Origin of the sequence: Streptomyces sp. SCSIO 75703 (assembly GCF_036607905.1) — a bacterium.
GTDB lineage: Bacteria > Actinomycetota > Actinomycetes > Streptomycetales > Streptomycetaceae > Streptomyces.
In genome coordinates this window covers 5,321,339-5,339,499 of the sequence record NZ_CP144555.1, presented here as the reverse complement: position 1 = coordinate 5,339,499, position 18,161 = coordinate 5,321,339, and the positions used below count along the sequence as shown (strand labels likewise).

Sequence of the window (18,161 nt, the reverse complement as noted above, 5' to 3'; positions counted from 1 at the left end):
CGGACGGCTCAGTCGGCGACGCCCACCACCAGCCAGATGAACGCGGCCCCCGCCACCGTGCACAGCAGGGTCGAGCGGGCCGGGTGCTCGTGGTGGGCCTCGGGCAGGATCTCGGCGGCGGCGAGGTAGAGCAGCACCCCGCCGAAGAGGCCGAGATACCCGCCGAGCGCCGCCTGCGGGATGCTGAAGAGCAGCGTGGACGCGGCACCCAGCACCGGCGCGACGGCGTCGGCGGCCAGCATGGCGACCGCCCGGCGGCGGGCGTTGCCGTACAGGCTCGTCAGTGTGTAGGTGTTGAAGCCGTCCGCGAAGTCGTGGGCCACCACGGCGGTCGCCACGGCCGCCCCCATGCCGCCGCCCACCTGGAAGGCGGCGCCGATCGCCACCCCGTCCATCGCGCTGTGCCCGACCATCGCGGCGGCGGCCGTCAGCCCCACCTCGGGCGAGTGCCGCCCGGCCTCGTCCGCCCCGTGCGCGGCTCGCCGCGCGGCGAGCAGGCGTTCGCCCAGATGGGCGAGGAGGAACCCGGCGACGAAGAGCAGCAGCGCCGTGGGCACGCCGAACACCTCGCCGTCCGCGGCCTCCAGCGCCTCCGGCAGCAGGTCGAGGCCGGCCACGCCCAGCATCAGGCCGCCGGCCAGTCCGAGGACCAGGTGGCGCCGGTCGGTCACCCGCTGGGCCGTCCAGCCGCCGGCCAGCGTCATCAGGAACGCGCCGAGCGCGACGAAGACCGCCATGACCCCTTGCTATCCGATCGGCGCGGGTGCGCGCGCGTGGGACGGCAGCGACCGCAGTACCCCTGTGCAGGAGAGGACCCATTCCCATGGCCGATGCATCCGCCGGCAAGGTGACCTTCGTCGGTGCCGGACCCGGCGCCGCCGATCTGCTGACCTTCCGCGCCGCGCGCGCCATCGCCGAGGCCGACGTCGTGATCTGGGCGGCGAGCCTGGTCCAGGCGGAGGTGCTGGAACACGCCCGCCCCGGGGCGGAGGTGCTGGACTCGGCCACGATGTCCCTGGAGGACGTCGTGGCCGTCTACCGGCGCGCCCACGCCCACGGCCTGCGGGTGGCCCGCGTCCACTCGGGCGACCCCGCCCTGTGGGGCGGCACGCAGGAACAGCTCGACCGGTGCGCCGCGATCGGCATCGCCACCGAGGTGGTGCCGGGCGTGTCCGCGTTCTCCGCGGTCGCGGCGCTCGCGGGACGGGAGCTGACCATCCCGGAGGTCGCCCAGTCGGTGATCCTCACCCGCCTCGGCGGCGGCAAGACGCCGATGCCGCCCGGGGAGGAGGTCCGCGAGTTCGCCCGGCACGGCACCACCATGGCCGTCTTCCTGTCGGCGGCCCGCAGCGGACAGCTCGTGCGGGAACTGCTGGAGGGCGGCTACCCGACCGGCACCCCGGTGGTCGTGGCGTACCAGGCCACCTGGCCCGAGGAGCTGATCGTCCGGTGCACGGTCGGCACGCTGGAGGAGACGGTCAAGGAGCACCGGCTCTGGAAGCACACGCTCTTCCTCGTCGGCCCGGCGCTCGACGCCCACGGCACCCGCTCGCACCTGTACCACCCGGGGCACTTCCACGGCTACCGCCGGGCCGACCCCGAGGCCCGGCGGGCGCTGCGCGAGCGCGGCGCCCGACAGGCGCCGGACGGGGCCGCCGCGCAGGCGGTGCCGGCGGAGCCCGCCGGCGAGGGGGCGGACGCGTGAGCGCGCGGGTCACCGTCGTCGGCACGGGCGTCGGGGCGCCGGCGGACGGTGTGCCGGCCGGGACGCGGCTCGTCGTGGGCGGCCGGCGCCACCTGGACGCCGTGCCGCTGCCCGAGGGGGCGCGGCGCATCGTCCTCGGCCCGCTCGCGCCCGCCCTGGACGCGATCGCGGAACACGTGGCCGACGGACGGCCGGTGGTGGTGCTGGCCTCGGGCGACCCCGGGTTCTTCGGGATCGTGCGGGCGCTGGCCGAACGGCTCGGTCCGGAGCGGCTGGACGTGCGGCCCGGGGTGTCGTCCGTCGCCGCCGCCTTCGCGCGGGCCGGGCTGCCCTGGGACGACGCGGTGGTGGCCAGCGCCCACGGGCGCGACCCGCGCACCGCGGCCAACCTGTGCCGCGCGCATCCCAAGGTGGCCGTGCTGACCGGGCCCGGCGCCGGCCCCGCCGAGCTGGGCGCCGCCCTCGGGGACCTGCCCCGGGTCCTGGTCGTCGCCTCGGCGCTCGGCACCGGCGCGGAGCGCGTGGAGCGGGTGACGCCCGCCGAGGCCGCCGCCCGGGACTGGGGGCCGGCGGTGAACGTCGTGCTGTGCCTGGACGAGACGCGCGCGGTGGGCACCGTCCGGACGGTCGCGGGGCCGGCCCGGCGGCCGGCCGGATGGGCTCTGGAGGAGACGGAGTTCGCCCACCGCGACTCGATGATCACCAAGTTCGAGGTGCGGGCGCTGGCGCTGGCCCGGCTCGGCCCGCGCCCCGGCGACCTGGTGTGGGACGTCGGCGCCGGCTCCGGGTCGGTGGCGGTGGAGTGCGCCCGCCTCGGCGCCGCCGTCACCGCCGTCGAGAAGAGCCCGGACGGCGTCGCCCGGATCGGCGCCAACGCCGCCGCGCACGGCGTCACGGTCCACGTGGTGCACGGCACGGCGCCCGGGGCGCTCGCCGCGCTGGACGACCCGGACGCGGTGTTCGTCGGCGGCGGCGGGCGGGATCTGCCCGCGGTCGTCGCGGCCTGCGCCCGGCGGGCCCGGCGCGCGGTGGTCGTCGCCGTGGCCGCGCTGGACCGCGTCCCGGCGGCGCGCGCGGCGCTGGCGGGGGCCGGGCTGGAGTGCGGCGGGGTGCTGCTCCAGTCCTCCCGGCTGGCGCCGCTGCCCGGGGACGTGACGCGGCTCGCCGCCGGCAACCCGGTCTTCCTGCTGTGGGGCCTGCGCCCCGCCACCCCCGCCACCACCCCCCGCGGCCGGGCCGCCGGGGACACCGACAGTGAAGGAGTGACCCAGTGATCGGCCTGATTTCCGCCACCGCGGCGGGGGCGGCGGCCCGGGACCGGCTGGCCGCGGCCTGGCCGGAGCGCACCCGCGTCTACGAGGGCCCCGTCGCGGACGCCGTACGGACCGCGTTCGCCGAGTGCGACGGGCTCGTCTGCTTCCTCGCCACCGGGGCCGTCGTCCGGCTCCTGGCACCGCTGCTGGACGACAAGCGCACCGACCCGGGCGTGGTCTGCGTCGACGAGGGCGGCCGGTTCGCCGTCTCGCTGGCCGGCGGGCACGCCGGGGGCGCCAACGACCTGGCCCGCGCGGTCGGCGAGGTGCTGGGAGCACGGCCGGTGGTGACCACGGCGACGGACGCCGTCGGGCTGCCGGGCCTGGACACGCTCGGCCTGCCCGTCGAAGGGGACGTCGCCGGGGTCTCCCGGGCCCTGCTGGACGGCGAGCCGGTCGTCCTGCGGGCCGACGTGGCCTGGCCGCTGCCGCCGCTGCCGCTGGCCGCGGACGGGCCGTACGCGATCCGGCTGACCGACCGTCTGGTGACGCCGGCCGAGCGGGAGGCGGTGCTGCGCCCGCCGACACTGGTCGTCGGGGTCGGCGGCTCCCGGGGCGTGCCCGCCGACGAGGTGCTGGACCTGGTCGGCGAGGCCCTGGCCGACGCCGGGCTCTGCCCGGCCTCCGTCGCCGAACTGGCCACCGTCGACGCCAAGTCCGAGGAGCCCGGCATCGTCGCCGCCGCCGGACGGCTCGGCGTGCCCCTGGTGACCCACCCGGCCGCCGAACTGGCCGGCGTCGAGGTGCCCCACCCCTCCGAGGCGCCGCTGGCCGCCGTCGGCACGCCCTCGGTCGCCGAGGCCGCGGCGCTGGCCCGGGGCGGAGAACTCCTCGTGCCCAAGCGGAAGTCGCGGCGCGCCGACGGACGGCCCGCGATGGCCACCTGCGCGGTGGTCCGGCGGCCGGTGCGCGGCCGGCTCGCGGTGGTCGGTCTCGGGCCGGGCGCCCGGGACCTGCTCACCCCCCGCGCCCGCGAGGAGCTGCGGCGGGCCTCCGTCCTGGTCGGCCTCGACCAGTACGTGGACCAGATCCGCGACCTGCTGCGCCCCGGCACCCGGGTGCTGGAGTCCGGGCTCGGCGCCGAGGAGGAACGCGCCCGCACGGCCGTGGCCGAGGCCCGGCGCGGGCAGGCGGTCGCCCTGATCGGCAGCGGCGACGCGGGGGTGTACGCGATGGCCTCGCCCGCGCTGGCCGAGGCGTCCGACGACATCGACGTGGTCGGCGTGCCCGGTGTGACGGCGGCCCTGGCGGCCGGCGCGATCCTCGGGGCGCCGCTCGGCCACGACCACGTCTCCATCAGCCTGTCCGACCTGCACACGCCGTGGGAGGTCATCGAGCGGCGGGTGCGCGCGGCGGCCGAAGCCGACCTCGTCGTGACCTTCTACAACCCGCGCAGCCGGGGCCGCGACTGGCAGCTCCCGAAGGCGCTGTCGGTCCTCGCGGAACACCGGGAGCCCGGCACCCCGGTCGGTGTGGTGCGCAACGCCTCGCGCGCCGACGAGTCGAGCCGGCTGACGACGCTGGCCGGGCTCGACCCGGCGACGGTCGACATGATGACGGTCGTGACGGTGGGCAACACCGCGACCCGGCGGATCGCCGGGCGCATGGTGACCCCGCGCGGCTACCGCTGGCAGGACGGCCGGGAGGGGGCGCGGTGAACCGGGTGGTCCACCCCATCGAGCAGGAGTCCTTCCGGCGGCTGCGCGCCCGGCTGGACACCTCGCCCCTCCCGCCGCTGACCCGCGCGGTCGTCGAGCGGGTCATCCACTCCGCGGCCGACCTGGAGTACGCCTCCGACCTGGTCATGGACGAGGCCGACCTGGTGCGGGCGCACGCCGCGCTGCACGCCGGGGCGCCCGTCGTCGTGGACGTCGAGATGGTCGCGGCCGGCATCACCCGCCGGGAGACGGTGTGCCGGCTGCGGGACGCCGTCGCCGGCCCCGGGCTGACCCGCTCGGCGCACGCGGTGCGGCTCGCCCACGAGCAGGTCGGGCCGGGCGCCCTGTGGGTGATCGGCTGCGCGCCGACCGCCCTGGAGGAACTGCTCGCCCTGGACGCCTCCCCCGCGCTCGTGATCGGGCTGCCCGTCGGTTTCGTCGGCGCCGCCGAGTCCAAGGCCGCGCTGCGCGAGAGCGGGCTGCCCGCCGTCAGCAACGTGTCCGAGAAGGGCGGTTCGGCCGTGGCCGCCGCCGCGCTCAACGCCCTGTTGTACCACCCCGCTCCGGACGGCACCCCGTCCGGGAAACCCGAGGAGACCCTGTGACCACCCCGCCCGCCCTGCTCATCGCCGGCCACGGGACCCGGGACGAGGCCGGAGCCGAGGCGTTCCGCGACTTCGTCCGCGAACTGGGCCGCCGCCACCCCCAGTCGCCCGTCGCGGGCGGCTTCATCGAACTCTCCCCGCCGCCGCTGGGCGAGGCCGTCGCCGACCTGGTCGCGCGCGGTGTGCGCCGGTTCGCGGCCGTGCCGCTGATGCTGGTGTCCGCCGGGCACGCCAAGGGCGACATCCCGGCCGCGCTGGCCCGCGAGAAGGAACGCCACCCGGGCATCACGTACACCTACGGCCGGCCGCTGGGCCCGCACCCCTCGCTGCTGCGGGTGCTGGAGCGGCGGTTCGCCGAGGCGGTCGACCCGTCCTGGGACCCCGCCGAGGTGACCGTGCTGCTGGTCGGGCGCGGCTCGACCGATCCGGACGCCAACGCCGAGGTGTTCAAGGCGGCCCGGCTGCTGTGGGAGGGGCGCGGCTACGCCGGTGTGGAGACGGCGTTCGTGTCGCTGGCCCGGCCGGACGTGCCGGGCGGGCTGGACCGCTGCCTGCGGCTGGGCGCGCGGCGGATCGTGGTCCTGCCGTACTTCCTGTTCACCGGCATCCTGCCGGACCGGGTGCGGCGCCAGACCGAGAGGTGGGCCGCCGCCCACCCGGAGGCCGAGGTCCGCTCGGCGGACGTCATCGGGCCGGAGCCGGAACTCCTGGACCTGGTCTGGGAGCGGTACGAGGAGGCCGTCGGGGGCGACCTGCGGATGAACTGCGACAGTTGCGTCTACCGGATCGCGCTGCCCGGCTTCGAGGACAAGGTGGGGCTGCCGCAGCAGCCCCACTACCACCCCGACGACGACGGCGGTCACCACCACGGGCACCATCACGGCCATGGACACGCACACTCGCACGCGCACTGATCCCGCCCCCGCCCCCGCCGCGCCCGGCCTCGCCGCGGGCGGGCACGACCTGCGCCACCACGGGGACGCCGAGGTCCGCGACGACGGCTCGGCGCTGGTGGACCTCGCGGTGAACGTGCGGACCGGCACCCCGCCCGCCTGGCTGCGCGAGCGCCTCGCCGGCTCGCTCGGCTCCCTCGCCGCCTACCCGGACGGCCGTGCGGCGCGGGCGGCGGTGGCGGCCCGGCACGGGCTGGGGCCGGAGCGGGTACTGCTGACGGCGGGCGCCGCGGAGGCGTTCGTGCTGCTGGCCCGCGCCCTCGACGTCCGCCGGCCGGTGGTGGTGCATCCGCAGTTCACGGAGCCGGAGGCGGCGCTCGCGGACGCCGGGCACCGGGTCGGGCGGGTGGTGCTGAACGCGGCGGACGGTTTCCGCCTCGATCCGGCCGCGGTACCGGCCGACGCCGACCTCGTGGTGATCGGCAACCCCACCAATCCGACCTCGGTGCTGCACCCGGCGGGCGCCGTCGCGGCGCTGGCCCGGCCGGGGCGGACGCTGGTGGTGGACGAGGCGTTCATGGACGCGGTGCCGGGCGAGCGGGAGGCGCTGGCCGGGCGGACGGACGTGCCGGGGCTGGTGGTGCTGCGCAGTCTGACCAAGACGTGGGGGCTGGCGGGGCTGCGGATCGGGTACGTGCTGGCGGCGCCGGGGACGGTGGCGCGGCTGGAACGGGCGCAGCCGCTGTGGCCGGTGTCGACTCCGGCGCTGGTGGCGGCCGAGGCGTGCGTGGGCCCGCGGGCGCTGGCGGAGGCCGCCGAGGCGGCCCGGCGGATCGCGGCGGACCGGGAGCACCTGGTCGCCGGGGTGCGCGGGCTGGCGGGGGCCGGGCTGCGGGTCGTGGAGCCGCCGCGGGGCCCGTTCGTGCTGCTCCGGCTCCCCGGGGCGGCGGCGGTGCGGCGGCGCCTGCGGGCCGCCGGGTACGCGGTCCGGCGCGGGGACACCTTCCCCGGCCTGGACGCGGAGTGGCTGCGGGTGGCGGTGCGGGACCGGGCGACGACCGACGCCTTCGTCCGCGCGCTGCGGGACGCGGTGGCGGAGGGCGCCTGAGCCCCGCGGGGCGCGGGCGCGCGGCGGCGACGGCTCGTCACCCTGAAGGCCGGCGGGCCCGAGCCCCGCGGGGGGCGCGTGCGCGCCCGTGCCCGCGGGAGGCGCCGCGCCGGGGCCCCGGTGTCCGCGTCCGGACGCCGGGGCCCCGCTGCCGTCAGTCCTGCCGGACCCCGCGAGCCCGGCGTGATCCCAAACGAGAGGCTCTAGCCGTGGCGGCGCCGGGCCAGGTAGAGGGCGCCACCGCCGGCCAGCACCAGCGCGCAGGCGCCGCCCGCGATGTACGGCGTGGCCGAGTTGCCGCCGGTCGCGGCGAGGTCGGCCTTGGCCGCCGGGGCGCCCTGCGGCTTCACGTCGGCGACCGTCTCGTCCGCGGGCTTCCGCCCCGGCGCTTCCTCGTCGGCGGGCGTGGTCGCGGGGGCCGGCTCGGCGGTCTCCGGTTCCTTCTCGGCGGGCGCGGCCGGGCTCTCGCAGGTGGCCTTCGCCAGCGTCACCGTGCCGTCGACCTCGGCCACGTTGAGGTCGAGCGGGTTGACGGACACCTTGAGTTCGAGGGCGGTGGCCGCCGCCGTACGGGAGGTGGTCTCGGAGCGGGACAGGTCGAGGCGGACCTCGCCGACGCCGGGCACCTTGACCTCCGTGGTGCCGCCGGCGGTCAGGGTGACCTTCTTGCCGAGGACCGTCACCGAGCCGAGCAGGTTGGACGAGGCGACCGGCTTCCCGCCGGCCTCGCAGGTCGCCTGGGAGGTGACCTGCTCCACCTCGATGACCGACAGCAGCGGCAGGCCGGGCACGTGCACCTTGGCCCGGACGAGGTTGGTGTACCCCTCGGCCTTGGTCTCGGTCACGGTGGCCTTGGCGTCGGCCACGTCGGCCCGCAGGACGCTGAAGGGCCTGCCGCCGTCGACACCGTCCAGCCGGGCGGTGAGCGCCGTCTGCTGCGCGCTCTCGGGCGCCTGGACCTCGTTGAGGGTGACGGCGAGCGGGAGCTGCACGGTCTTGTTGAGCAGGGCCACGTCGAGCCCGGTGCGCAGGACGACGGCGCTCGCGCGCCCCTGCTCCTCGGTGGCGTGGGCGGTGCCCGCCCCGGCCAGGACCGCGGGACCGGCGGCCAGGGCCGTGGCCGCCGCGACGGTGACCAGGCGGCGTGCGGGCATGCGGAAGGTGTTGCCGTTCAAGGTGGTGGGACCCCCAGAAAGACATGCGTGTGGGACACGCATGAGCGACATGCTTGGGACCCGGAAAGGATGTCCCCGCCCGCCCGCCAACCGTCAGCGTTCCTGGGTTACTTCACTCCATCGAGGGGTTTCCGCCCGCTTTTTCGAATCTTCCCTGGACGGGCGTTCGTCCGCTTCACTCCCCACGGTTAACCGACGACCCGCCCGTTCAGCACCACCCGGCGCGGAGCGCCGAGCACCCGCACGTCCGCGCGCGGGTCGCTCTCGTACACCACCAGGTCCGCCGGTGCGCCCTCGTCGAGCCCGGGGCGGCCGAGCCAGCGCCGGGCGGCCCACGTCGTCGCCGCCACGGCCTCGACGGGCGGGATGCCGGCGGTGACCAGTTCGGCCACCTCCGCCGCGGCCAGCCCGTGCGCGAGGGTGCCGCCGGCGTCGGTGCCGACGAAGACCGGGACCCCGGCGTCGTAGGCGTTGCGCACGGTCTCGTAGCGGCGGGCGTGGAGCCGGCGCATGTGGGCGGCCCAGCCGGGGTAGCGCTTCTCGCCGCCGTCGGCGAGCCCCGGGAAGGTGGCGATGTTGACGAGGGTCGGCACGATGGCGACGCCCCGCTCGGCGAAGAGGGGGATGGTCTCGTCGGTGAGCCCCGTCGCGTGCTCCACGCAGTCGATGCCGGCCTCCACCAGGTCCCGCAGGGAGTCCTCGGCGAAGCAGTGCGCGGTGACGCGGGCACCCAGCCGGTGGGCCTCGGCGCTCGCCGCCTCGACCGCCTCGCGCGGCCAGCAGGCGGACAGGTCGCCGAGGTCGCGGTCGATCCAGTCGCCGACCAGCTTGACCCAGCCGTCGCCGCGCCGGGCCTCCCGGGCGACGTGGGCGACCAGGTCCTCGGGCTCGACCTCCCAGGCGTAGTTGCGGATGTAGCGGCGGGTGCGGGCGATGTGCCGGCCCGCCCGGATGATCTTCGGCAGGTCCTCGCGGTCGTCGATCCAGCGGGTGTCGGAGGGCGAGCCGGCGTCGCGCAGCAGCAGCGTGCCCGCGTCCCGTTCGGTCAGCGCCTGCTTCTCGGCCGTCTCGGCGGGCACCGCGCCGTGCTCGTCGAGACCGACGTGGCAGTGGGCGTCGACCAGTCCGGGCAGCGCCCAGCCCTCGACGGTGCGGACGTCGCCGGCCCCGGCGGGGCGGTCGTACGAGATCCGGCCGTCGATCACCCACACCTCGTCGCGGACGTCCTCGTCCGCCGGTCCGACGAGCACCCGACCCTTCACATGCAGCACCGCGCGATCGCTCATGTCCGGCACCTTAGACGGTGGTCCCGGGGTGCTTCGAGGGGCCGCCGCGGACCCGTCCGCGCCCGGCCCGGTGGACGGCCCCACCAAGGCGGAAGCAATAATTCCGCCCGTGGGGGTGTGGCAACGGACGGCAGCGCCCCCGGCGGCGCGCACGGGCCCGGCACTACGCTCGGACCCGTCCGTCCGCCTCGTACGGTCCCGTCCGCCGCCGAGTGAGGAGAGCACCGCCGTGACCCACCCCTTCCTGGACCTGGCACCCATGACCGCCGGCCACTTCGCCGCGATCGAGGACCGGGTGGCGCGGCTGCTGGACACCCGGCAGGACGTGGTGATCATGCAGGGCGAGGCACTGCTGCCGCTGGAGGCCGCGATCCGCGGCACGGCCGGTCCGGACACCGTCGCCCTGAACATCGTCACCGGCCCCTACGGGCAGACCTTCGGCAACTGGCTGCGGGACTGCGGCGCCACGGTCCACGACCTCGCCGTGCCCTTCCACACGGCGGTCACCGCCGCGCAGGTCCGGGACGCCTTCGCCGCGCACCCGGAGATCGGCTTCGTCTCCCTGGTGCACGCGGAGGCGGCGACCGGCAACACCAACCCGGTCGCGGGCATCGGCGACGTGGTGCGGGAGCACGGCGCGCTGTTCTACCTGGACGCGGTGGCCTCCGTGGGCGCCGAGCCGGTGCTGCCGGACGCCTGGGGCGTGGACCTGTGCGTGATCGGCGCGCAGAAGGCGATGGGCGGCCCCGCCGGGGTGTCGGCGGTGTCGGTCAGCGAGCGGGCGTGGGCGCGCATGGCGGCGAACCCGGGGGCGCCGCGCCGCTCGTACCTCTCGCTGCTGGACTGGAAGGAGCGCTGGACGGACGCGGGGCGCACGGCGCTGCCGCACGCTCCGGCGCAGGTGGAGATGGTGGCGCTGGAGGCGTGCCTCGCGCGCATCGAGGAGGCGGGCGCCGGCGCGGTGCGGGCGCGGCACGCCGCCGCGGCGGCGGCCACCCGGGCCGGGGCGCTCGCGCTGGGCGGCGGCCTGGAGCCCTACGTGCGCGACGCGCGGGAGGCGGCCCCGGTGGCGACGACGCTGCGGACCCCGGCCGGCACCGACGCCTCCGCGCTGGTGGCCCGCGCCCTGGCGGCCGATCCGGCGCTGCCCCTGGCGGCGGGCGGGGGCGCGCTGGCCGGCGAGATGATCCGGGTCAACCACTACGGTCCGCACGCGGCCCGCGCCTCCGTGGAGGCGTGCCTGACGGCCCTCGGGTCGGCGCTGACGCGGACGGGCGCGGTGTGCGATCCGGCGGGGGCCCGCCGGGCGGCCGGCACGGCCTGGGACGAGGCGGTCGGCGCCGGTCTGTCGCACGCGTGAATTCGGCGTAATTTCCAAAGCTCACACAAATAGAATTAATGAATTCTCTTCAAAACAGCTTCCCGTATTCTTCTGCCCGCTTTCTTCGAGGCTAAACGCAGGGATTTCACGGACCCCCGAGGGGGCCGTCCGGGCGCCGCGCGCATGGGTTACGCGATTGTGACCCGATACACACGGCGCCCGTTTTGCGTATTTTAACCAGGCCAAACCCACCCATATCGCCGAAGCCTCGCGCGGCAGCACGCGCCCGCGTGATAACACACGACACCCTCATTCGTAACCCCGTCCGGCGATGCAATTTCGCATTTCGCTGGGTAAATTCAATTCGCATGACTGCCGCGCAAGCAGACCTGCAAATCGACCGTCCGAGAGTGGCCGACGGGGCCGCCCTGTGGCGGCTGGCGAGGGATTCCCGGGTCCTCGACCTGAACTCGTCCTACAGCTATCTGCTCTGGTGCCGCGACTTCGCCGCCACGTCGGCCGTGGCCCGCGACGAGCACGGCGAGCCCTTCGGCTTCGTCACCGGCTACCTCCGGCCGGACCGCCCCGACACCCTCCTGATCTGGCAGGTGGCCGTCGACGAGGCGTACCGCGGACGCCGGGTCGCCGCCGCGATGCTGGACGCCCTGTACGCCCGCGTGGCCGCCGGGCGGCCCTCGGTGCACACTGTGGAGACGACCATCGCGCCGGACAACAGCGCCTCCCGGCGGCTGTTCACCTCGTTCGCCGAGCGGCACGGCGCACGGCTGGAGCGCGAGGTGCTGTTCGACGCCGGCCTCTTCCCCGACGGACCGCACGAACCCGAGGTCCTGTACCGCATCGGACCCCTGACCAGCGCGACCGGCTCTCCCCCGCCGGCCCCCTGACCCCTCCCCGGCGCCGGCCCCCTGCCGGATCCCCGCGCCGGGTCCCGGCCGCCCCGACGGCCCTCCCGCCGGGACCACACCGGTCCCACCGGGCCCCACCGGTCCTCCGGTGCCCCGGCATCCGTCCGGCCTCCCCTCTCACCGAACCTCACGCAACGAGGAGCGATTCGTCGTGACCATCACCCAGCCCGACCTGAGTGTCTTCGAGACCCTGGAGTCCGAGGTACGCAGCTACTGCCGCGGCTGGCCCACTGTCTTCGACCGTGCGCACGGCAGCCGCATGTACGACGAGGACGGCCACGAGTACCTCGACTTCTTCGCCGGAGCAGGCTCGCTCAACTACGGCCACAACAACCCCGTGCTGAAACGGGCACTCATCGACTACCTGGAGCGAGACGGCGTCACGCACGGTCTCGACATGTCGACCACCGCCAAACGCCGCTTCCTGGAGACCTTCCAGAACCTGGTGCTGCGCCCCCGTGACCTTCCGTACAAGGTCATGTTCCCGGGCCCGACCGGCACCAACGCCGTGGAGTCGGCGCTCAAGCTGGCCCGGAAGGTCAAGGGCCGGGAGGCGATCGTCTCCTTCACCAACGCCTTCCACGGCATGTCCCTGGGCTCGCTCGCCGTCACCGGCAACGCCTTCAAGCGGGCCGGGGCCGGCATTCCGCTGGTCCACGGCACGCCGATGCCGTTCGACAACTACTTCGACGGCAAGGTCGAGGACTTCCTCTGGTTCGAGCGGCTGCTGGAGGACCAGGGCTCCGGCCTCAACAAGCCCGCCGCCGTGATCGTCGAGACCGTCCAGGGCGAGGGCGGCATCAACGTCGCCCGGCCCGAGTGGCTGCGCGCCCTGGCCGACCTGTGCGAACGCCAGGACATGCTGCTCATCGTCGACGACATCCAGATGGGCTGCGGACGCACCGGCGCCTTCTTCTCCTTCGAGGAGGCGGGCATCACCCCGGACATCGTCACCGTCTCCAAGTCGATCAGCGGCTACGGCCTGCCCATGTCGCTGTGCCTGTTCAAGCCGGAGCTGGACGTGTGGGAGCCGGGCGAGCACAACGGCACCTTCCGCGGCAACAACCCGGCCTTCGTCACCGCGACCGCCGCGCTGGAGACCTACTGGGCCGACGGGTCGGCGATGGAGAAGCAGACCCGGGCCCGCGGCGAGCAGGTCGAGCAGCACCTGATCTCCATCACCGAGGAGAACCTCGCCGACGTCCGCGAGTACCGGGGCCGCGGCCTGGTGTGGGGCATGGAGTTCCACGACAAGGAACGCGCCACCCGCATCGCGCGCCGCGCCTTCGAGCTGGGCCTGCTCATCGAGACCTCCGGCCCCGAGAGCGAGGTCGTCAAGCTGCTGCCGGCCCTCACCGTCACCCCCGACGAGCTGGACGAGGGCCTCAAGATCCTCGCCCGCGCCGTGCGCGAGACCGCCTGACCCGCCCGGCGCCCCCGCGCTCCGGTGCCCGCGGCCCCCGCGGCCGCGGGCCCCGGTCCCATCCGCCCATCCCTCACCGAGGAGGCATCGCACCACCGTGATCGTCCGTTCGTTCAAGGAGATCGAAGGCACCGACCGGCACGTGAAGTCCGCGTCCGGCACCTGGGAGAGCAAGCGCATCGTCCTCGCCAAGGAGAAGGTCGGCTTCTCCGTGCACGAGACGATCCTCTACGCCGGTACGGAGACGTCGATGTGGTACGCCAACCACATCGAGGCCGTCGTCTGCGTGGAGGGCGACGCCGAGCTGACCGACCGCGAGACCGGGAAGACCTACCACATCACCCCCGGCACCATGTACCTCCTGGACGGCCACGAGCGGCACACGCTCAAGGTCAAGGAGGACTTCCGCTGCATCTGTGTCTTCAACCCGCCCGTGACCGGACGGGAGGACCACGACGAGAACGGCGTCTACCCGCTGCTCACCGAGGAGGTGTGAGTGACCGTGACCACCACCACCGATCTCTACCCCACCCGCGGAGCCACCGAGGTGGCGACCCCCCGGCAGGACCCCGCGGTCTGGAGTGACCTCGACGCCCCCGGCCCCATCACCGGCGACGACCTGCGGGCCTTCGACCGGGACGGCTTCCTCGCCATCGACCGGCTGATCGGTCCGGACGAGGTCGCCGTCTACCACCGCGAGCTGGAACGGCTCGTCGGCGACCCGGAGATCCGCGCGGACGAACGCTCCATCGTGGAGCCGAAGTCCAAGGAGATCCGGTCCGTCTTCGAGGTGCACCGGATCAGCGAGGTCTTCGCCGGCCTGGTGCGCGACGAACGGGTGGTGGGCAGGGCCCGTCAGATCCTCGGCTCGGACGTCTACGTCCACCAGTCGCGGATCAACGTCAAGCCCGGCTTCGGCGCCAGCGGCTTCTACTGGCACTCCGACTTCGAGACCTGGCACGCCGAGGACGGCCTGCCGCGCATGCGCACGGTCTCCGTGTCGATCGCACTCACCGAGAACCACGACACCAACGGCGGACTCATGATCATGCCGGGGTCGCACAAGACGTTCCTCGGGTGCGCGGGGGCCACGCCGAAGGACAACTACAAGAAGTCCCTCCAGATGCAGGACGCGGGCACGCCCTCCGACGAGGCGCTGACCCGGATGGCCTCGGAGCACGGCATCCGGCTCTTCACCGGCAAGGCCGGCTCGGCGACCTGGTTCGACTGCAACGCCATGCACGGGTCCGGCGACAACATCACGCCGTTCCCGCGCAGCAACGTCTTCATCGTCTTCAACAGCGTGGAGAACACGGCAGTGGAGCCGTTCGCGGCGCCGGTCCGCCGGCCCGAGTACATCGGCGCGCGGGACTTCACCCCCGTGCGGTGATCCGTCCGGACGTCCGGGCCGGGACCCCCTCGTGTGGGACGGGGGGTCCCGGCCCGGTGCCGTCCCCGGCCGGCTCAGGCGCCCGCGCCGGACCCGGCCCCGTCCACCGCGCACCCGTCCGGGCCGCAGACCTCCGCGCCGGGGGCGGCCGGGGCGAGCGGGGCGCGCTCCCCCCAGGCCCGGGTGAGCGCGTCGGTGAAGACCTCGGCGCTCTGGGCGCCGGAGACCCCGTAGGCGCGGTCGATGACGAAGAAGGGGACGCCGGTGACACCGAGGGCCGCGGCCTCGCGCTCGTCGGCGCGGACCCGCTCCGCGTAGGCCGTGGGGTCGGCGAGCACGGCTCGCACGGCGTCCTTGTCCAGACCGGCGGCCACGGCCACCTCGACGACGTGGTCGTCGTCGGTGAAGACGGAGCGCTCCGCGGCGAAGTTGGCGCGGTAGAAGGCGTCGAGCAGCGCCTCCCGGCGACCGTGGTCGGCGGCCAGGTGCAGCAGACGGTGCAGGTCGAAGGTGGAGCCGTGGTCGCGGCCCCGGCTGCGGTAGTCCAGCCCCTCGGCGGCGGCCTGCGCGCCGAGGCGGTCCTCGCCGGCCAGCGCCTGGGCCTCGCTCATCTTGTACTTGGCGGTCAGCATGGCGTGGACGGGCTCGACGTCGCCCTTGGCCCGCCCGGGGTCCAGCTCGAAGGAGCGGTGGACGACCTCGACGCCGTCGCGGTGCGGGAAGGCCGCGAGCGCCTTCTCGAAGCGGGCCTTGCCCACGTAGCACCAGGGGCAGGCGATGTCGCTCCAGATCTCGACGCGCATGTCTCGGCTCTTCTCCGGCTCGTACGGGTGCGGAGACCTTCTCCGTCCGGAGCGGGAACGTCCGGGCGGCGGCGCGCATTCCCCGGTGCGGGCGGGCCCCGGCCCGCGGGGGCGGGGCTTCCCCCGCGGGCCGGGCCGGGTCAGCGTTCGAGGCGGCCGTTGAAGCGGCGCGGCAGGCCCAGCGGGTTGTCGTCCCGCAGCTCGGGCGGCAGCAGTGCCTCGGGGGTGTTCTGGTGCACGACCGGCCTGAGCCAGCGCTCCACGGCGGTGGCGCCGACCGAGGTGGAGGTGGAGGTGGTCGCCGGGTACGGGCCGCCGTGGTGCTGGGCGGCGGCCACCGCGACACCGGTGGGCCAGCCGTTGACCAGGACCCGGCCCGCCAGCGGGGTCAGCTCCGCGAGGAGGTCCGCGCCGCGCCCCTTGCCGGCGGCCTCCTCGGCGGAGAGCTGGGCGGTCGCGGTGAGGTTGCCCGGCAGCCGGGACAGCACGGCCGTCACCTCGGCGTCGGAGGCGTAGCGGGCCACGACGGTGACCGGGCCGAAGCACTCCTCCAGCAGCGGGGCGTGCCCGTCCCCGTCGGCGAGCCGGGCGGCCGGCACGGTGAGGACCCCGGCGCGGACCTCGTGCTCGCCGTCCGCCCCCGGGACGACCGGGGCCTGGACGCCGGGCAGCGCGGCGCGCTCGGCCACCCCGGCGGCGAAGGCGTCCCGCATGCGGTGGTCGAGCAGGACGCCGGGCGCGGCCGCGGCGACCGCGTCGGCGAGGGCGTCGACCAGGGCGTCGCCCGCCGCTCCGGCCGGCACCAGGACCAGGCCCGGCTTGACGCAGAACTGGCCGACGCCGAGGGTCATCGAGCCGGCCAGCCCGGCGCCTATCTCGGCGGCCCGTTCGGCGGCCGCCGCCTCGGTGACGACGACCGGGTTCAGCGAGCCCAGTTCGCCGTGGAAGGGGATCGGCACGGGCCGGGACACCGCCTCGTCGAACAGGGCGCGTCCGCCGCGCACCGACCCGGTGAAGCCGGCCGCGGCGACCAGCGGGTGCCGGATCAGCGCGAGGCCGGCGTCGAAGCCGTGCACCAGGCCGAGGACGCCCCCGGGCAGTCCGTGGCGGGCGGCGGCCCGGCGCAGCACCCCGGCGACCAGCGCGGAGAGGGCGGGGTGGTCGGGGTGGGCCTTGACCACCACGGGACAGCCGGCCGCGAGCGCGCTGGCGGTGTCGCCGCCGGGCACGGAGAAGGCGAAGGGGAAGTTGGAGGCCGCGTAGACGGCGACGACGCCGAGCGGCACCTTGAGGCGGCGCAGGTCCGGGACGGGCGGGGTCGCGGTGTCGTCGGGGTGGTCGATGACGACGTCGAGGAAGGCGCCCTCGTCGACCAGGGCGGCGAAGGCGCGCAACTGGTAGCAGGTGCGGGCGAGTTCTCCGGTGAGCCGGGGCGCTCCGAGCGCGGTCTCGGCGTCGGCGGCCTCGACCAGCGCGTCCCCGGCCGCCTGGAGTTCGTCGGCGGCGGTGCGCAGGAAGGCGGCGCGTACGGCGCGGTCGGCCAGGGCGTCCCGGGCGGCGTGCGCGGCACGGACGGCGGTGTCCACCTCCTGCGCCGTGGCCTCCGTAGCGACCTGTTCGCGCCGCTTCCCGGTACGGGGGTCGACACTCCAGACTGGTGCTGCTGCCACCGCGGGTCCCTCCACGTGCTCGGTCTCGGGTCGTTCGATATACTGAACACGGTCTCAGATCGTGAACAAGGGGAGATTATTTCCCGGCGGACGAAAGGGTCAAGGGCGATGCCGGCTGGCGAGGCGGGGGGCGGAGCGCAGGTCAAGTCCGCCGTGCGGACGGTGGAACTGCTGGAGTACTTCGCCGGGCGTCCCGGCATGCACTCCCTGGCCTCGGTCCAGGAGGCCGTGGGCTATCCCAAGTCCAGCCTCTACATGCTGCTGCGCACCCTGGTGGAGCTGGGCTGGGTGGAGACGGACGCGACCGGCACGCGGTACGGCATCGGCGTACGGGCGCTGCTGGTGGGCACGTCGTACATCGACGGCGACGAGGTGGTGGCGGCGGCGCGCCCGACGCTGGACCGGCTCTCCGACGACACCGCGGAGACCATCCACCTCGCCCGGCTCGACGGCACCAACGTGGTCTACCTGGCCACCCGTCAGTCCCAGCACCACCTGCGGCCCTTCACCCGGGTCGGCCGCAGGCTGCCCGCCCACTCGACCTCGCTGGGCAAGGCGCTGCTGAGCACCTACCCCGACGAGCAGGTGCGCACGATGCTGCCGGAGACGCTGCCCGCGCTGACCGAGAACACGATCACCGACCGGGAACGGCTCATCGAGGAACTGCGCACGGTCCGGGAGCGGGGCTTCGCGGTGGACCGCGAGGAGAACACCCTCGGGCTGCGCTGCTTCGGCGTGGCGATCCCCTACCGCACCCCGGCGCGGGACGCGGTGAGCTGCTCCGTGCCGGTGGCGCGGCTGACGCCCGCCCACGAACAGACGGTGAAGGACGCCCTGTTCGACGCGCGGGACCGACTGACCCTGGCAACCCGGAGGCTCTGAACC

General features: G+C 75.3%; 16 protein-coding genes and 1 pseudogene. 12 read left to right on the top strand and 5 right to left on the bottom strand.

The features are described from left to right. Positions 1-8: 8 nt before the first annotated feature. Positions 9-737 (bottom strand): ZIP family metal transporter, encoded by a 729-nt coding sequence (locus tag VM636_RS23460; protein ID WP_030419980.1) that lies wholly within the window; start codon positions 735-737, stop codon positions 9-11. An 86-nt stretch (positions 738-823) separates the two neighbouring features. Between VM636_RS23460 and cobM the strand changes: the two are divergent. The 6 genes and pseudogenes from cobM to cobC all read left to right on the top strand — a co-directional run. Then, positions 824-1,633, top strand: a pseudogene (gene cobM, locus VM636_RS23455) (precorrin-4 C(11)-methyltransferase); the annotation flags it as partial. A 68-nt stretch (positions 1,634-1,701) separates the two neighbouring features. Further along, complete coding sequence (locus tag VM636_RS23450) at positions 1,702-2,979, top strand: bifunctional cobalt-precorrin-7 (C(5))-methyltransferase/cobalt-precorrin-6B (C(15))-methyltransferase (RefSeq protein WP_030419982.1); 1,278 nt, start codon at positions 1,702-1,704, stop codon at positions 2,977-2,979. Further along, entirely contained in the window at positions 2,976-4,676 is a 1,701-nt protein-coding gene (gene cobJ / locus VM636_RS23445; protein ID WP_030419983.1) for a precorrin-3B C(17)-methyltransferase, read from the top strand. The genes VM636_RS23450 and cobJ overlap by 4 nt, the downstream gene beginning before the upstream one ends. Then, on the top strand, positions 4,673-5,281 hold the full coding sequence (locus tag VM636_RS23440) for a precorrin-8X methylmutase (RefSeq protein ID WP_030419984.1): 609 nt from the start codon (positions 4,673-4,675) through the stop codon (positions 5,279-5,281). Before cobJ ends, VM636_RS23440 begins: the two co-directional genes overlap by 4 nt. Further along, a complete protein-coding gene (locus VM636_RS23435) occupies positions 5,278-6,195 on the top strand; it encodes a sirohydrochlorin chelatase (protein ID WP_030419985.1) in 918 nt (305 codons plus the stop codon). Before VM636_RS23440 ends, VM636_RS23435 begins: the two co-directional genes overlap by 4 nt. Then, entirely contained in the window at positions 6,167-7,282 is a 1,116-nt protein-coding gene (gene cobC, locus VM636_RS23430) for an Rv2231c family pyridoxal phosphate-dependent protein CobC (RefSeq protein ID WP_030419986.1), read from the top strand. The genes VM636_RS23435 and cobC overlap by 29 nt, the downstream gene beginning before the upstream one ends. 203 nt (positions 7,283-7,485) lie before the next feature. Here cobC and VM636_RS23425 read toward each other — a convergent pair whose 3' ends face one another. Both VM636_RS23425 and VM636_RS23420 read right to left on the bottom strand, forming a co-directional pair. Continuing rightward, positions 7,486-8,457, bottom strand: coding sequence for an SCO1860 family LAETG-anchored protein (locus VM636_RS23425; RefSeq protein WP_030419987.1), 972 nt, complete (start codon positions 8,455-8,457; stop codon positions 7,486-7,488). 188 nt (positions 8,458-8,645) lie between these two features. After that, positions 8,646-9,743, bottom strand: a complete 1,098-nt coding sequence (locus VM636_RS23420; RefSeq protein ID WP_338485584.1) for an amidohydrolase family protein — start codon at positions 9,741-9,743, stop codon at positions 8,646-8,648. A 229-nt stretch (positions 9,744-9,972) separates the two neighbouring features. Here VM636_RS23420 and VM636_RS23415 point away from each other — a divergent pair, with 229 nt between their 5' ends. The 5 genes from VM636_RS23415 to thpD all read left to right on the top strand — a co-directional run bounded on the left by VM636_RS23415 (position 9,973) and on the right by thpD (position 14,803). Then, positions 9,973-11,103, top strand: coding sequence for an aminotransferase class V-fold PLP-dependent enzyme (locus VM636_RS23415; RefSeq protein WP_053912656.1), 1,131 nt, complete (start codon positions 9,973-9,975; stop codon positions 11,101-11,103). Between the two features lie 329 nt (positions 11,104-11,432). After that, a complete protein-coding gene (gene ectA / locus VM636_RS23410; protein ID WP_030419990.1) occupies positions 11,433-11,969 on the top strand; it encodes a diaminobutyrate acetyltransferase in 537 nt (178 codons plus the stop codon). Between the two features lie 172 nt (positions 11,970-12,141). Beyond that, positions 12,142-13,413: a diaminobutyrate--2-oxoglutarate transaminase gene (gene ectB / locus VM636_RS23405; protein ID WP_030419991.1), complete on the top strand. Its 1,272-nt coding sequence runs from the start codon at positions 12,142-12,144 to the stop codon at positions 13,411-13,413. A gap of 97 nt (positions 13,414-13,510) precedes the next feature. Next, positions 13,511-13,909, top strand: coding sequence for an ectoine synthase (locus VM636_RS23400; RefSeq protein WP_030419992.1), 399 nt, complete (start codon positions 13,511-13,513; stop codon positions 13,907-13,909). After that, positions 13,910-14,803, top strand: a complete 894-nt coding sequence (gene thpD / locus VM636_RS23395) for an ectoine hydroxylase (RefSeq protein WP_030419993.1) — start codon at positions 13,910-13,912, stop codon at positions 14,801-14,803. A 74-nt stretch (positions 14,804-14,877) separates the two neighbouring features. Here thpD and VM636_RS23390 read toward each other — a convergent pair whose 3' ends face one another. Together VM636_RS23390 and VM636_RS23385 are read right to left on the bottom strand one after the other, a co-directional pair. Further along, a complete protein-coding gene (locus tag VM636_RS23390) occupies positions 14,878-15,606 on the bottom strand; it encodes a DsbA family oxidoreductase (protein ID WP_338485581.1) in 729 nt (242 codons plus the stop codon). A gap of 140 nt (positions 15,607-15,746) precedes the next feature. After that, positions 15,747-17,276 carry an aldehyde dehydrogenase (NADP(+)) gene (locus VM636_RS23385; protein ID WP_053912655.1) on the bottom strand — a complete coding sequence of 510 codons (1,530 nt, stop codon included), beginning with the start codon at positions 17,274-17,276 and terminating at the stop codon, positions 15,747-15,749. Between the two features lie 108 nt (positions 17,277-17,384). Here VM636_RS23385 and VM636_RS23380 point away from each other — a divergent pair, with 108 nt between their 5' ends. After that, positions 17,385-18,158, top strand: coding sequence for an IclR family transcriptional regulator (locus VM636_RS23380; RefSeq protein WP_053912654.1), 774 nt, complete (start codon positions 17,385-17,387; stop codon positions 18,156-18,158). The last annotated feature ends 3 nt before the right edge of the window (positions 18,159-18,161 follow it).

Coding starts and splice junctions, on each gene's coding strand:
- VM636_RS23380 (WP_053912654.1), top strand. CDS start 17,385: ATGCCGGCTGGCGAGGCGGGGGGCGGAGCGCAGGTCAAGTCCGCCGTG.
- cobC (WP_030419986.1), top strand. CDS start 6,167: ATGGACACGCACACTCGCACGCGCACTGATCCCGCCCCCGCCCCCGCC.
- VM636_RS23390 (WP_338485581.1), bottom strand. CDS start 15,606: ATGCGCGTCGAGATCTGGAGCGACATCGCCTGCCCCTGGTGCTACGTG.
- VM636_RS23420 (WP_338485584.1), bottom strand. CDS start 9,743: ATGAGCGATCGCGCGGTGCTGCATGTGAAGGGTCGGGTGCTCGTCGGA.
- VM636_RS23460 (WP_030419980.1), bottom strand. CDS start 737: ATGGCGGTCTTCGTCGCGCTCGGCGCGTTCCTGATGACGCTGGCCGGC.
- ectA (WP_030419990.1), top strand. CDS start 11,433: ATGACTGCCGCGCAAGCAGACCTGCAAATCGACCGTCCGAGAGTGGCC.